At 76.2% G+C, this 14,107-nt stretch carries 7 protein-coding genes; 6 read left to right on the top strand and 1 reads right to left on the bottom strand.

Features of this window, described 5'->3' with window-relative positions:
* Positions 1 to 115 precede the first annotated feature (115 nt).
* The 6 genes from ACZ61C_RS34930 to ACZ61C_RS34905 all read left to right on the top strand — a co-directional run bounded on the left by ACZ61C_RS34930 (position 116) and on the right by ACZ61C_RS34905 (position 11,420).
* Positions 116 to 2,836: an AAA family ATPase gene (locus tag ACZ61C_RS34930; protein WP_465312158.1), complete on the top strand. Its 2,721-nt coding sequence runs from the start codon at positions 116 to 118 to the stop codon at positions 2,834 to 2,836.
* 178 nt (positions 2,837 to 3,014) lie between these two features.
* Positions 3,015 to 5,780, top strand: coding sequence for an AAA family ATPase (locus tag ACZ61C_RS34925; protein WP_465312157.1), 2,766 nt, complete (start codon positions 3,015 to 3,017; stop codon positions 5,778 to 5,780).
* 9 nt (positions 5,781 to 5,789) lie between these two features.
* Complete coding sequence (locus tag ACZ61C_RS34920) at positions 5,790 to 8,531, top strand: AAA family ATPase (protein WP_465312156.1); 2,742 nt, start codon at positions 5,790 to 5,792, stop codon at positions 8,529 to 8,531.
* Between the two features lie 507 nt (positions 8,532 to 9,038).
* Complete coding sequence (locus ACZ61C_RS34915) at positions 9,039 to 9,482, top strand: MarR family winged helix-turn-helix transcriptional regulator (protein ID WP_465312155.1); 444 nt, start codon at positions 9,039 to 9,041, stop codon at positions 9,480 to 9,482.
* Positions 9,479 to 10,849 (top strand): MFS transporter, encoded by a 1,371-nt coding sequence (locus ACZ61C_RS34910; RefSeq protein ID WP_465312154.1) that lies wholly within the window; start codon positions 9,479 to 9,481, stop codon positions 10,847 to 10,849. Before ACZ61C_RS34915 ends, ACZ61C_RS34910 begins: the two co-directional genes overlap by 4 nt.
* Positions 10,842 to 11,420: a cysteine hydrolase family protein gene (locus ACZ61C_RS34905; protein ID WP_465312153.1), complete on the top strand. Its 579-nt coding sequence runs from the start codon at positions 10,842 to 10,844 to the stop codon at positions 11,418 to 11,420. The genes ACZ61C_RS34910 and ACZ61C_RS34905 overlap by 8 nt, the downstream gene beginning before the upstream one ends.
* Before the next feature lies 1 nt (position 11,421).
* Here ACZ61C_RS34905 and ACZ61C_RS34900 read toward each other — a convergent pair whose 3' ends face one another.
* Positions 11,422 to 14,043, bottom strand: coding sequence for a helix-turn-helix transcriptional regulator (locus ACZ61C_RS34900; protein WP_465312152.1), 2,622 nt, complete (start codon positions 14,041 to 14,043; stop codon positions 11,422 to 11,424).
* Between the last annotated feature and the right edge of the window lie 64 nt (positions 14,044 to 14,107).

Below are 14,107 nucleotides of genomic sequence, written 5' to 3'. Positions count from 1 at the left end.
GCCGGGTCCCGTCACCCTGTTCGGTAAGTCGATCACGCGATGAGATGAGAGCAGTCAGGAACCGTGCGCTCTGTGTGACGGCACCGGCTCCGACGGGAGGACGGGGAGGCAGCAGATGGTGGATCGGGAGGCCACGACGACCGGGCCGACGCTGGCCGGGCGCGACGCGGAACTGCGTTGGCTCGCCGCGCGGCTGGGCCCCGGCGCGCCTCACCGCACCCCCGCCGTCGTCGTCGTGCGAGGCCCGGTCGGCATCGGCAAGACCAGCCTGCTCGACGCCGCGCTGGCCCGCTGCGGCGAAGTCGTCGTCTGCCGGACCGCCGGCGCGGAAGGCGGCCAGGCGTGCCGGAACCTGATCGCCGGGCTGCACGCCGCGGGCGCCCCGGCGCCCGACCCCGAACCCCGCGCTTTCGAAGCGTGGTACACGGATTTCGCCGCCTGGGCCGCAAACCGGCCGGGCGTGGTGCTCGTCGTCGACGACGTGCAGTGGTGTGACGAGCCCACGCTGCGGTGGCTGAGCCTGCTGGCCCGCCGCGCGAACGGCCTGCCGCTGCGGATCGTCCTGGTCCGCGCCGGCGCCGCCGGCCCCGCGGCGGCCGCCGACCGGCTCTCGGACCTGGAATCCTCCTACAGCACCGAGGTCCTCGACCTCGGCCCGCTGCCGGCGGAGGCGGTCGCCCGGCTGGCGCGCGAGGTCGCCGGTCCCGGCGCCGGGGAGCTGTTCGTCCAGCACTGCGTCGAGCAGTCCGGCGGGAACCCGTTGCTGCTGCGGGAAATGCTCGACGACCTGAACAAGGTCGCGGCCGGCATCGCGCCGCTGGCCGGGGTGCCGGTCGACACCGGGCTCATCCGTTCGCTGTTCGCGTGCCTGCCGGAGTACGTCCGGTCCGTCGCGATCGCGGTGGCGGTGCTCGACGGCCAGGACCTGCTCCTGGTTGCGCGCCTGGCCGAAGTGCCGCTGCGCACCGCCGAAGCGGCCGTGGAGATGCTGCGGGCGCAGCACGTCCTCACCGCCGAAGGGCTCGCGTTCCGGCACGACCCGGTGCGCGCCGGGCTGCTCGAGGACGTCCGGCCCAGCGAGCTGGACCGGTGGCGCCGCACCGCGGCGACCCTGCTGAGCGACGCGGCCGAGCCGGCCGAGGTCGTCGCCGAGCAGGTGCTCGAGATCGGCGCTCCGGACGCGTGGATGGTCGACCTGCTGCGGGACGCGGCGAACAGCGCGTGCGACCGGGGCGCGCCCTGGGACGCGTTGCGCTTCCTGCGGCCCGCGTCGGCCGCCCGGCCCGGGGACGCCGGTCTGGCCGTGCAGCTCGCCGAGACCGTCGCCCGGATCGAACCGGGCAGCGGTTTCGACCTGCTGCAGCGGGCGTTGGAGCTGCAGGACGACCCCGAGGACCGGGCGCGCACCGCCGTCCGGCTGGGCCGGCTGGCGCTGGTCGCCCGGCGGTGCCGCACCGCCGTGGGCGTCCTGGAAAGCGCTCTCTCCCGGCTGGGCGAGGACGCGGACCCGCAGCTGCGGCTGCACCTGGAAGCGTTGCTGTGCCTGGTGGGCATCGAAGATCGCGAGAGCCTCCAGAAGCTCGGCACGTGGCTGAACACCGACGACGACCGCGTGCCCGACGGCGTGGTGGAGGCCGGGCACCTGGCCGTCTGCGCGGTGGTCACCGCGCTCGACGGCGAGCGGCCGGCGCAGGCCGCCGAGTGGGCGCTGCGCGCGATCCGCGGCTACGACCTGACCGACGACGACTCCGCGGTCAGCGCGGCCGTGCTGGCCCTGCTGCTGGCCGACGAGGTCGACGCGGCGCAGGACGAGCTGACCAGGGTGGTCGAGCTCGTGCCCGCGCAGCGCAGTGAATACCTGGCCTTCCGCGCGCTGCTCGGGCACTGGTGCGGCGACCTGACCGCGGCCTCGGCCGACGCCGAACGGGCGTACGCGCTGGGGCGCCGGGCCGAGGGCCGTACCGGCGGGGTGGTGCCGCGCATCGCGTACGCGACCGTGCTGGCGGAGCTGGGGGAGACCGCGGAGGCGGACCGCCTGTTGCGCGAGTCGGACACTTCCCTGCTGTGGGAGCACACCGTGATGCGGCCCTGGTTCCAGCTCGTCGACGCCCGGGTCCGCTGGGCCGCGGGTGACCACGAGGCCGCGCTGACGGAGTTCCGGCGGTGCGGGGAAAGCCTCGCCGACGTCGGCATCGCCAACCCGCTGCTCGCGCCGTGGTGGTTCGAGGCGGCGTGCCTGCTGGCCGACGAAGGCCACCACGAAGCCGCCGCGGAGTTCGCGGCCCACGGCCGGGAACCGGCGCAGCGGTGGGGCACCCCGCGCGCGGTCGGGATGGCCCGCCTCGCCGCCGGGGTCGCCGCGCCGCCCGCGTCGCGGATCGGGGTGCTGGAGGAGGCCGCGGCGATCCTGGCCGGCTCGCCGGCGCGCCGGGAGGAAGCACTGGCGGAGTTCCAGCTGGGCCGCGCGCTGGTGTCGGTGGGGGACACGGCGGCGGCCCGGGCCCGGCTGCGCCGCGCGGTGGAGCTGAGCCTGCGGGGCGGCGACCGGCGGCTGCTGCGCCGGGCCCAGCAGACGGCGGCCGACGCGGGCATCCCCGGCCAGGCGTCCCCGCTGGCGTCGCTGAGCCCCGCCGAGCGCCTGACGGCCGGGCTCGCCGGGCGCGGGGTGAGCAACCGCGTGATCGCGGAGCGGCTGTTCGTGACGGTCCGGACGGTGGAGACCCACTTGACGAGCGTGTACCGCAAGCTGCGCATCACCGGCCGCGCGGAGCTGGCGGCGGCGCTGGACCAGCCCGACGGCACGGCGCGCCCGGCCGCGCTGGGGGTGTCCCGGTGAGCGCGGTGCGGTGGTGGGTGGTCTCGAGCGGCGAGGGCGTGGCGGAGTGCTGGACCTGGTTGGGCGCCGCGCCCGCCGAGCGGCCGCCCGAGCCCGCGAGCACCGATCCCCGCGCCGAACCCGCGCCCGGCCGACCGGCTGACGGCGCCACCCACCCCGGCACCCTGGGAGCCTCCCGATGAGCGCCGTCCGGCGGCTGGACGCCGCTGCCGACCACCTGGTCGAGCGCGAGACCGAACTGCGCGTTCTCACCGACCTCCTCGACGACCTCGAACGCGGCCGCGCCGGGAACGTGCTCGTCATCGGGCCGCCCGGCAGCGGGCGCACCGCCCTGCTCGACCAGACCGCCGCCCTCGCCGCGGAGCGGAACCTCCAGGTCTTCAGCGCGCGCGGGTCGGCCACCGAGGCCGAGCTCCCGTACGGGCTGCTTTCCCAGCTGCTGGCCGGTGTTCCCGAGCTCGCCGCCGTCCCCTGGCTGCCCGCTCTCCTCGAGGACGGCGCCGACGTCCAGGTGCTGCACGAGCTGCTCTGCCAGCGTCTGCTGGAAGCGGCGCGGCGGCGGCCGGTGCTGCTGGTCGTCGACGACATCACCCTCGTCGACGACCGGTCCGCCGCCTGGCTCGCCGCGCTGCACCGCCGCCGCGGGCCGGCGCCGCTGCTGCTGCTCGCCGCCCACGCCGGCCTGCCGGAGCCCGGTGGTGACGAGCCGGGGCCGTTCAGCCCGGCCGGGCTGCCGGGAGAGCGCCGGCTGGTCGTGCGGCTGCGGCCGCTCAGCCCCGCCGCCGTCCGCCGGGTCGTGCACGCCGTCCCGGCGCCGCGGCCGCCCGCCGGGGAGCTTTACGCGGCCACCCAAGGAAACCCGGCCCTGCTGGCCGAGGTGCTCACCCGCTCGGCCGCCCGGCCGGGGCGCGGCACGGAGATCGGCGCGATCACCGCCGACGTCCGCCGCGAAGGCGTGCTCGGCCTGCTCGCGCGGCTGCCGGCGGACCTCGCCGCGCTGGTGCGGATGATCGCGGCCGTCGGCACCGTCGACGAGGCCTACCTGCGCCCGCTCGCCGGCCCCCTCGGCATGCCGATCGCGCGGGCCCTGCGCGTGCTCGCCGACTTCGGCCTGATCGGCGCCGACCCGGACGAGCCGATGGACACCGACGTCGCCACCTGGGTGCTGGCCGCGACCGGTCCCGAGGAGCGCGCCCGGATGCGCCGCAGCGCGGCCGAGCTCGGCCACCGCCGGGCGGCGCCCGAAGAAGAGATCGCCGAGCTGCTGCTCGGGTCCGAGCCGGTCGGCCAGGCCTGGGCCCTCGAAACCTTGCACGCGGCCGCGCGGCGACGTCGCGAGGCGGGCGACCGCCCCGGTGCGGCCCGCTACTACCGCCGCGCGCTGACCGAGCCGGCCCCCGACGGCGCCCTCGCGCGGCTGCGGCTCGAGCTGGAGACGGTCGAGGCGTCGTCGTGCCCGTTCACCGGCGACCTGCGCCTGGTCCGGGCCACGCCCGTCGCGGCCGACGGCGAGTCCGTCCGAACGCGACTGTCCGCAGTGGACTTGATGCTGCTGCGCGGCGCCCGTGACAACGCTTTGCGCGAGCTGGCCGGCTTGAGCGCCGCGGTGCTCGGCGAGGACGACCGCGCGAACGTCATCGCGTTGCACTGGCTGGCCGAAGGCACCGGCCGCGGCGCCGTCACGCTCGGCGTGCCCGCCGTCGCCGACGTCGACCCGGCCGGGATGAGCCCGGCGCAGGCCGCCGTGGCGGCGTGGCTGGCGACGATGGCCGGCCGCGACAGCCGGGCCGCGCGACGGCTGGCCCGGCGGGCGGGGGAGACCTGGCACGACCGGGTTTCGCTGTACGCGCCGAGGCTGGCGATGGCCGCGGCCTTCGGCCAGACCGACGACGTCCTCGAAGCACTTTCGGTCTACGACAGCGTGATCGCCGCCGGCACGGCCGCGGGGGCCCGGGTGCCGGTGGTGCTGGCGCTGACCGGCCGCGCCTGGATCCACCTGCAGCGCGGCCGCGTCCAGGCCGCCGAAGACGCGCTCGCCGAGGCCACCGCGTCCGACCCGCCCGGGGGCCGGCCGCCGACCGTGGCCGGGGCGCTGAGCACGATCGCGATCGCCGCGGCGCTGACCCGCGGCGACCTGGTGGCCGCCCAGCGCGCGGTCGACGCGGCCGGCGGCGACACCGGGCCCGGGATCACCACGCCGTACCTGCTGTTCATGCGCGGCCTGCTGGAGCTGGACCTGAAACGCCACCAGCGCGCGCTCGGCCTGTTCCAGGAGTGCGGACGGCGGATGCACGCGCTCGGCTGGACCAACCCCGGCATGGTCCCGTGGCGCTCGCACGTCGCGATCGCCGCGCAGGCCCTCGGCGACGAGCACACGGCCGCGGCGATGATCAGCGAAGAGTGGCAGCTGGCCCAGAACTGGGGCACCCGCACCGCGATCGGGCGCACCCACCTCGGCGCCGGGGTCGCCGTGCGCTCGGAGGACGCGGTGTTCCGGCTGACCCAGGCGGTGAACGCGCTCCAGCAGTCGCCGGCCAGGGTGCTCTACGTCGAAGCGCTGCTGCTGCTCGCCGCGGCCCAGCTCAACCGCGGGCAGACCGGCGGGGTGGCGCGCCAGCTGCGCGAGGCCGAGCGGCTCGCGACCGCCTACCAGCTCGGCTGGGCCACGACGCGGATCGCCGACCTCGGGAAACGGCTGTCGATGCGGCCCAAACCGCGGCCGAGCCACCGCGCGGCGTCCCGGCGGTGGCGGTCGCTCCCGCCCGCCGCGGCCGATCTCGTCCGCCGGGTGCTGGCGGACGCGTCCAACGCCGACCTGGCGGCCGAGCTGGGGATCAGCAAGCGGGCCGTCGAGCTCCGGCTGACCGCGATCTACCGGCAGCTCGAAGTCACCGGGCGGGCCGAGCTGCGGGAGCTGTTCGCGGCGCTGGACAAGGAGCTCTGATCCGTCGTCATGATGATCGAGCGCGCTGAACAGCTGGCCGCGCTCGCCGCGGCGGTCGCCCGCGTCCGGGCGGGCGAAGGGGAACTGGTCGTCGTCCGCGGCGGGCTCGGCACGGGCCGGTCGGCCCTCCTGCACGCGGCGGGCGAAGAGGCGGCGGCCCGCGGCCTGCGTGTCGTCCGGACGGTGGCGACGCCGTCGGAGCGCGACGTCGACCACGGCGTCGTCCGGCTGCTGCTGGACCCGCTGCTGGAGTCGGGGCAACGCGGGGAGCTGCCCGCCGAGGTGCGGCTCGACCGCGGGTTCCCGCCGCCACCGGGGTCGTGCGGGCGGCGCGCGCACCTCGTGCTGCACGAGCTGCTGGGCCTGTTCACGAAGGTGGTGCACGACAGCGGCCCGGTGGCGCTGCTCGTGGACGACCTGCAGTGGGCGGACCCGGCGTCGCTGCGCTGGCTCGCCTACCTCGCCAACCGGCTGGGCCACCTGCGTGTGCTCGTCGTGGCGACCCTGCTGGAAGGGGACAGCGGCGCGGGTGAGGTGGTCGTCGAGGACATCGTCCACGCCGCGGCGCGCCGGGTGCACGCGACGCCGTTGTCGGCCGCGGGAGTGCGTGCCTACCTCGCCGCGCGCTGCGGCGAACCGCCCGAGGACGAGTTCGCGGCGACCTGCCACGCCCGGACCGGCGGGCTGCCGATGCTGCTCGAAGCCCTCGTCAACGCGATGCTCGGGCACGGGCTGCGTCCGGTGACGGCCACCGCCGCCGAGCTCGCCGCACTGCGGCCCTCGCCGGCCGCGGCCCGGCTGTCGCGGTGCCTGCGCGCCCAGCCGGAAGCCGTCGGCACGGTCGCCAAGGCGATGGCGGCGCTCGGCGAGGCGACCGAGGCCGAGGTGATCGCCGAGGTCGCCGGGCTCGACCTGCCGGACTTCGACGCCGTCGAACGCACGCTGCGGCGGCTCGGGCTCGTCGAGGACCCGACCGGCGGCGGGCTGCTGCGGTTCGCCGGGGCGATGACCGGCGACCTGATCGCCGACCAGCTGACCGCGGACGAGCAGGACCGGCTGCACCTGCGCGCGGCGAACGTCTACTACCGCCACGGGCGGTCGGTGGAGCAGATCGGGCGGCAGCTGCTGGCGACCGTCGCCGAGCCCGAGCCGTGGGCGGCCGAGGTGCTGCGGACCGCGGCCGGCGCCGCGCTGGCCAACGCCGCGCCCCGCACCGCGGCCCAGTACCTGCGGCACGCGCTGGCGCACCCGGGCGCGGACCGCGCGGAGCTGCTGGTGGACCTCGCCGCCGTCGAGCGCGGGTACGACCTGCCGGCCGCGCACCGGCACCTGCACCAGGCGCTGGGGCTCGTGCGCGACCCGGCGGACCGCGCGTTCGCCCTCGGCCTGCTGCCGGTGGTGACCGGGCCGCGGTTCGGCCCGGACGTCCGCCACCTTCGGCGGACGCTCGAGGAGCTGCGGGCCGAGCCGGGACCGGACGCGGCGGAGGCGGCGCTGCGGCTGGAGGCCCGGCTGCGCTACCTGGAGCGGGCCCAGCCCGGGTCCGGGAGGGCGGCGGCCGAGCGGCTGGCCGGGCTCGGGCCGTCCCCGGCGCAGGGTTCGTCGGCCCAGCGCGAGCTGGTCGCGGTGCTGCTGCACCTGATGACCGTCGCCGACACCGCGCCGCGCGAGTTCATCGCGGACCTGGCGCGGCAGGTGCTGGAGCGGGAACCCGGCTCGCCGAACCAGATGTACACGACGTTGCCGCTCGTGGTGGTGGTGCTGGCCGCGGCGGACGCGCTCGAAGGCGTCGAGTCGTGGCTGGCAGCGGCCTGCGGACCGGACGAGAACCCGGACCTGCCGACGCTGGTGGCCTGGACCGGGCAGGCGCTGGCGGCGTTCGCCGCGGGCCGCCTCGGCGCGGCGCGCGAGCGGGCCCTGGCCGCACTCACCGCGGCCGGCCCGAGCCGGCTCGGCATCACGTCGACGGCGATGCGCGTGCTGACCGAAATCGCCGTCGAGCAACGGGATCCGGCGCTGGCCCGGCTGGTCGTCGAGCACTGCGAGCCGGAGCACGAGCCGTGGCTGAAGTCGTTGGCCCACGGCGGTCTCGCGCTGACCGAAGGCAACCACACGGCGGCGATCGAGTACTTCGTGGACTGTTCGCACCAGGTGGAGCGGTCGGGCCGCGCCAACAGCGTGCTGCTGCCGGTCCGCGGCAAGATCGCCCTCCTCCTGGCGGCGACGGACCAGCCGGAACGCGCCGAGGCGATCGCCCGAGAAGAGGTCGACCGCGCCACGGCGTGGGGCGCCCCGGCGGCGGTCGGCCGAGCCCTCCGGATCCGGGCGACGCTCGTCGACCGCGACGAGGAGGCGGTGCCGCTGCTGCGCGAAGCGGCGGAGGTGCTGGCCCGGTCGGCGGACCGGTTGGAGCTGGCCCGGGTGCTGCTGACGCTGGGCGAGCGCGACACAGGGCCGGACGCACGCGAGCACCTGGAGGAGGGCAGGCGCTTGGCGACCGAGTGCGGCGCGACCTGGCTGGTCCGCGCGGCGGCGGAACCGGCGGAGCCCACGGACGGCGGCCCGCTGACGGCGACCGAGCAGCGGGTGGTGGATCTCGCGGTGTCGGGGAGCCGGAACCGGGACATCGCGGAGCTGCTGCAGGTGACGGTGCGGGCGGTGGAGAAGCATTTGACGAGTTCGTACCGGAAGCTGGGGATTTCGGGGCGGGCGCAGTTGGCGGCGGCGATGCGGGGGCATCGGGCTGGGTGAAGCCGGGCGCGGGCCGAGACGCTCGGTCGGCGGCGGTGATGCGGGGGCGCCGGGCAGGCTTAAGCGGGGCGCGGTTCGGCGGCGGTGGCGTGAGGCAATGGGGGCCGACGCACTCGGTCGGCGGCCGGTGATGCGGCGTTGCTGGGCGGGCTTAAGCGGTGCGGCGGTGGGGTGGGGCACTGGGGCCGAGACGCTCGGTTGGCGGCGGTGATGCGGGGGCGCCGGGCGGGTCGAAGTCGGGCGCTGGCCGAGACACCCCGCCGGGCGGGCCTGGCCGGTCGCGGGTGCCGGTGAGGTGACGCGCGGGTTGCAGGCGAGCGGGGCAGGCCGGCCGGGGCCGTGAGCTACCGAGCCCAGCCCGCGACCTCCACCTGCCTCACCACCCCGCCCGTGCCCCCGACCGATCCCGCCAACTCCAGTCCACTGTGGATTCCCGACATCCCGGACAACCCACCGCCCCGATCCCGAAAAATTGACAGCCTTACCTGTTCAGTTTACCCTGCCTATATGAGCGCAAAGACAGTCTCTCCCGCCGCGGTCACCGCCGCGCAGGCGTTGCGCGTCGTCGTCGGGCGGCTGCGGCGCCAGATGCAAGATGCCTCCGCCGTCGGTGAGCTCACCTCCGCCCAGGCCTCCGCCCTCGCCCGCCTCGCCGTGAGCGAACCGTCGTCGGCGAGTGTGCTCGCCGGGGCCGAACGGGTGCGGCCGCAGTCGATGGCGGCCACCGTTGCCGCCCTGGAGAAACTGGGGCTCGTGCGGCGGGAGGCCGATCCCGCCGATGGCCGCCGTCAGCTGCTCTTCCTCACCCCGGCCGGGCGGAAACACGGTCAGGGCGCCCGCGCGTCGCGGCACGAGTGGCTGGCCCGGACCCTCGCCCAACGGCTCACCGAACCCGAACTCGCCGTCGTCAACGAAGCCCTGGTCCTGCTCGAACGCGTCGTGGAGCCGTGAAGAGCGCAGCACGCAGCGAAGCCGGCTTCAACCGGAAACTGCTCGCCCCGCTGATCTCGGGCGCCGTCCTGAACCCGGTCAACTCGACCGTCATCGCCGTCGCGCTGGTGCCGATCGGGGTCGCCTTCGGGGAACCGGCGTCGGCGACCGCGTGGCTGATCTCCTCGCTCTACCTCGCCACCGCCGTCGGGCAGCCGGTGGCAGGCCGGCTGATCGACCGCTACGGCCCGCGGCGGGTCTTCCTGCCCGCCACCGCCCTGGTCGGCGTCGCCGGAGTGATCGGCGTGCTCGCGCCGAACCTCGCGGTGCTCGTCGTCGCGCGGGTCGTGCTCGGCTTCGGCACCTGCGCCGGCTACCCGGCCGCGATGCGGCTCATCCGCGACGAAAGCGAGCGAACCGGCCAGGACAGCCCCGCGGCCGTGCTCACCGTGCTCGCGATCTCGACCCAGACGATCTCCGTGATCGGCCCGGCGCTGGGCGGGCTGCTCATCGGCGTCGGCGGCTGGCGGACGACATTCGCCCTCAACATCCCGCTGGCGCTGTTCGCCTTCGTCCTCGGCGCCCGCCGGTTTCCGAAGCGGCCCAGGGAAACCGGGCCGAGGCGGGCCTTCGACCTCGACCTGCCCGGGATGGTGCTCTTCGCCGCCGCGCTCGTCGCGCTGCTGCTGTTCCTCATGCACCCCGGCGCGGGGGACTGGTACCTGCTTGTCATCACCGCCGTCGCGGCCGCGGGCTTCACCGCCCGCGAGCTGACGCACGCCCAGCCGTTCATCAACCTGCGGCTCCTCGGCCGCAACCGCCCGCTGCTGGCCACCTACGGACGCGCGCTGCTGTCGTACGTCGTGTCCTACAGCGTCGTCTACGGCTACACCCAATGGCTCGAACACGGCCGTGGCCTGTCGGCGAGCGAAGCCGGCCTCGCCACCTTGCCGCTGTTCGCGGCCGGGATCGTCGTCTCGCTGGTCACCGGACGGCGGGAGTCGGTGCGCGGCAAGCTCGCCGTCGCCGCGGTCGGCCAGCTCGCCGGCTGCGCCCTGCTCCTGACGCTGGACTCCTCGGCCGCGGTCTGGCTGCTCGTCCTCGTCGCGGTCGTGTTCGGGATCCCGCAGGGACTCAACAGCCTCGCCCTGCAGAACTGCGTGTACCGCCAGGCCGATCCGGCCGACATCGGCGCGTCGGCCGGGCTGCTGCGCACCTTCGGCTACCTCGGCGCGATCATCTCCTCCGCGCTGCAAGGCGCGTTCTACGGCCAGGCCGCCGACACCGGCGGCCTGCACCACCTGGCGCTGCTGCTCATCGGCATCGGCGTCGTGTTCCTGCTCATCACCGTGTTCGACCGAGCGTTGAAGGAAAAGAACCATGCCTGAAGCCACCACCACCGCGCTGCTCGTGATGGACTACCAGAACGGGATCGTCGGGCAGCTGCCCGACACCGGCCCGCTCGTCGACCGGGTTTCCGCCGCCACCAAGCAGTTCCGCGAGCGCGGCGGCCACGTCGGCTGGGTCCGCGTCGCGTTCGAAGACGCGGACTTCGACGCCATTCCCGAGACCAGCTTCTTCGGCGGGCTCGTCGCGTCGGCCCAGATGCGGGCGGCGATGCACGCCGACGCCCCCACCACGCAGCTCGACGCCCGGCTCGACCCGCAGCCCGGCGACGTCCAGGTCCGCAAGATCCGCGTCGGCGCCTTCAGCACCACGGACCTCGACGAGCAGTTGCGCGCGCGAGGCGTCACCACGATCGTCCTGGCCGGGATCAGCACCAGCGGCGTCGTGCTGTCGACCGTGCGCGAGGCGATGGACCGCGACTACCGGATCGTCGTCCTGCGCGACGCCTGCGCCGACCGCGAAGCCGAGACGCACGACTTCCTCACCCGGCAGCTGTTCCCGCGGGCCGCGCTCGTGACCGACGTGGCGGACCTCGACGCCGTCTGGGCCTGACTCAGGCCGGGATCGCCGCCGCGCCCAGGCGGCCCTGCAGCCACGCCGCCGCCAGCTCGACCCGGGAGTGGCAGCCCGTGCGCTCGAACAACGACGTCAGCCGCGCCTCGACACGCTTTTCGCTGATCCTCAGCGCCGCCGCGATCTGGCGGTTCGTGCGGCCGCTCGCGACCAGGTCGGCAATCCGCTGCTCCAGCGGGTCGAGCGCCGCGCGGTCGGCGCGGTCACGGGGGACGGTGATGCGGCGGCGGTCCAGCAGCTCGGCCACCGGGGCCATCGCGGCCGACGCGTCGAGCCGCTTCAGCGTCCGGTGCGCTTCGAGCAGCCACGGCGCCGGGACCGGACTCAGCTCGCCCAGTGCCACGCACGCTTCGGCGACCCGGAAGACGTCGCCGGAGCGGCGGGCCAGGTCGAGGCCCGCGCGGACCGCCACCGGGTCCTCGCGGACGAGACCGCCGTAGACCAGGAACGTCTCGCGGGTGGACAGCGTGGGGTGGTGTTCGGTCAGGTCCTCCAGCTCGGCCAGCAACCGCTCGACACCGGTGTGGTCGTTCACCGAGCGCGCGCACCGCAGCAGCCGCGCCAGCAGGAACTCCGCGCCCGCGTGCACCCCCTGCCCGCGGCAGGCGACGTACTCCTCCCAGCCCAGTTCCACCGCTTCACCGGGCTGCCCGGCATAACGGCGCAACGCGCAGCGCACCCAGGCGACGTACGCGGCCGCAGCGGCGGGGAACGGGATCCGGCGCAGCCAGCTCGCGGCGCGGTCCGGTTCCCCGCGCTGGGCGCAGATCTCGGCGGCGAACACACTCGCGAACCGGTGCCGCCGCGGCGACTCCCACCACAGCCGGGCGCCCTCGAGGCGCCGAGCCCGCGACAGCGCGGTGTCCCAGTCGCCCGCGCGGTAGGCCTCGCGCACCCCGTGCCAGCCGGCCGCGAAGCCGGTCGACGGTGCGCGGTAGCGGCCGGGCAGCAGGTTCTCCAGCACGTGGGGGAAGTCGTAGAGGTCGGCGGCTTCGGACACCTCGTCGGCGGCGGTGCCGGGCAGGCACGCGAGCAGGACGGTCGCGCCGAGGTCGAACAGGTCGTCCCCGCGGCCGCCCAGGTCGTGCGCGGCGGCCGCGGCCGCCGTGCGGTCGGCCCGCCGGACCGCGCCGAACAGCCGGGTGGCGGCGGGGCCGAGCGTGCCGGCCAGCGGCCGGACGACGTCGAGCTCGAGCAGCCGGTGTTCGTGGGCGAGCGCGCCGAGCCAGCACACCAGCGCCGTGGCCGACGGTCCCCGGCCGGTCAGCCGGGGCGCGACGACCGTGGCGAGGTCGTCCGCGAGCTGCCCGTAGGCGCCGGTCGCGAAGCTGTCGGCGAGCACCGCCCGCAGGACTCCAGGGAACCGCGGGTCGTCCGGATCGAGGCACCGCAACGCCGTGACACGGTAGCGGCGCGCGTCCTCGGGGGCCGCGGTCTCCGCGCCTTCCACCAGCACCCCGGCCGCGTCGACGTCCACTGTGGACGGCGGCAGCTCGGCGAGGTGCCGGGCGATCGCGGACGCCGGGAACGTCGAGCCGGCGCGCCGCTCGGCCATCAGGTGCCCGGCGATGCCGCCGTGCAGGGCCCGGCGCCAGCGGGCGTCCCGCTCCACCCGCAGCCGGTCGGCCAGCGCGGGCACGGGGAACTCGACCGCGCCGTCTTGCCCGATCCGCAGGACGTCCGTGCGCACCAGCTCGTCCAGCACCCGCCCGGCGGCGGGCAGCGACATCCCGGCCGAGGCGGCCAGCCCGGTCAGGTGGTCGACCGCCGGGGTGCAGTGCTCCCCGAGCACCGCGACGACGGCGGCCAGCTTCCGCGCGGCCGGCCCGAGCGCGTGCAGCCGCAGCGGCAGCGGGTGGTTCGCCGGCAGCAGGATCGGCAGCCCGGTCCCGGCCAGGCACACGTGGTCGTCGACGACGACGAGGCGGCCGCGGGCGCGCAGCTCGGCGACCGTCGCGCGGACCGTGCCGGGGTTGCCGAACAGCGGGCCGAGGGCCGTGCGGAGGGTGTCGACGAGCCCGGGGTCGCTGGCGCGGCGGCCGTCGGCGGTGGTCCAGTCGGGCAGCAGCGCGGTGGTTTCGGCGGCGGTGAGCGGGCGCAGGTCGACCGTGCCGTCCGCGACGGCGAGCAGCCGGCCGGCGGGTTCGCCACCCCGCTCCGCGGCGGTCGCCACGGTGATCGTCCCGGCCGCGCGAGCGCCCTCGGCGACCAGCGCCAGCACGGCGGCGATGTCCGGCGGCAGGTGGTCGAAGTCGTCGCACTGCAGCACGATCCGGGTGTAGGGCGCGAGGGTGGCGAAGATCGTGACGAGGTCGTGGGCCACCGGCAGCGGCCGGGGGCCGGCGCCGGAGTCGAGCCGGCTGCGCAGCCACGCCACCGCGGTCAGCATGCTGACCAGCTCGGGCCGGTCCAGCGCGGTGATCAGCTCGACCAGCTCGGTGGTCAGCCGCACCAGCGCGGTGTGCGGGGCCGCGCCCGCGGGCACCGCCAGCACCGCGGCGCCGGCCCGGCGGCCGCGCGCGCCCATCGCCGCCAGTGCCGTGCTGCGTCCCGCGCCGAGGCGCCCGCGCACCAGCCACACCGCGCCCGGACCGGTGAGCACACGATCGAGCGCGGCGAGCGCGTCGCCCGGCCCGGCGTCCGTGACCGCCGTGCGGTGCCGATCG

Source organism: Amycolatopsis sp. NPDC104587 (assembly GCF_055583645.1).
This window is presented reverse-complemented; position numbering and strand designations above follow the sequence as displayed.

Bases quoted from the DNA above. Each gene is read 5' to 3' on its own strand.
- ACZ61C_RS34920 (WP_465312156.1), top strand. From the start codon at position 5,790: ATGATGATCGAGCGCGCTGAACAGCTGGCCGCGCTCGCCGCGGCGGTC.
- ACZ61C_RS34915 (WP_465312155.1), top strand. From the start codon at position 9,039: ATGAGCGCAAAGACAGTCTCTCCCGCCGCGGTCACCGCCGCGCAGGCG.
- ACZ61C_RS34905 (WP_465312153.1), top strand. From the start codon at position 10,842: ATGCCTGAAGCCACCACCACCGCGCTGCTCGTGATGGACTACCAGAAC.
- ACZ61C_RS34930 (WP_465312158.1), top strand. From the start codon at position 116: ATGGTGGATCGGGAGGCCACGACGACCGGGCCGACGCTGGCCGGGCGC.
- ACZ61C_RS34925 (WP_465312157.1), top strand. From the start codon at position 3,015: ATGAGCGCCGTCCGGCGGCTGGACGCCGCTGCCGACCACCTGGTCGAG.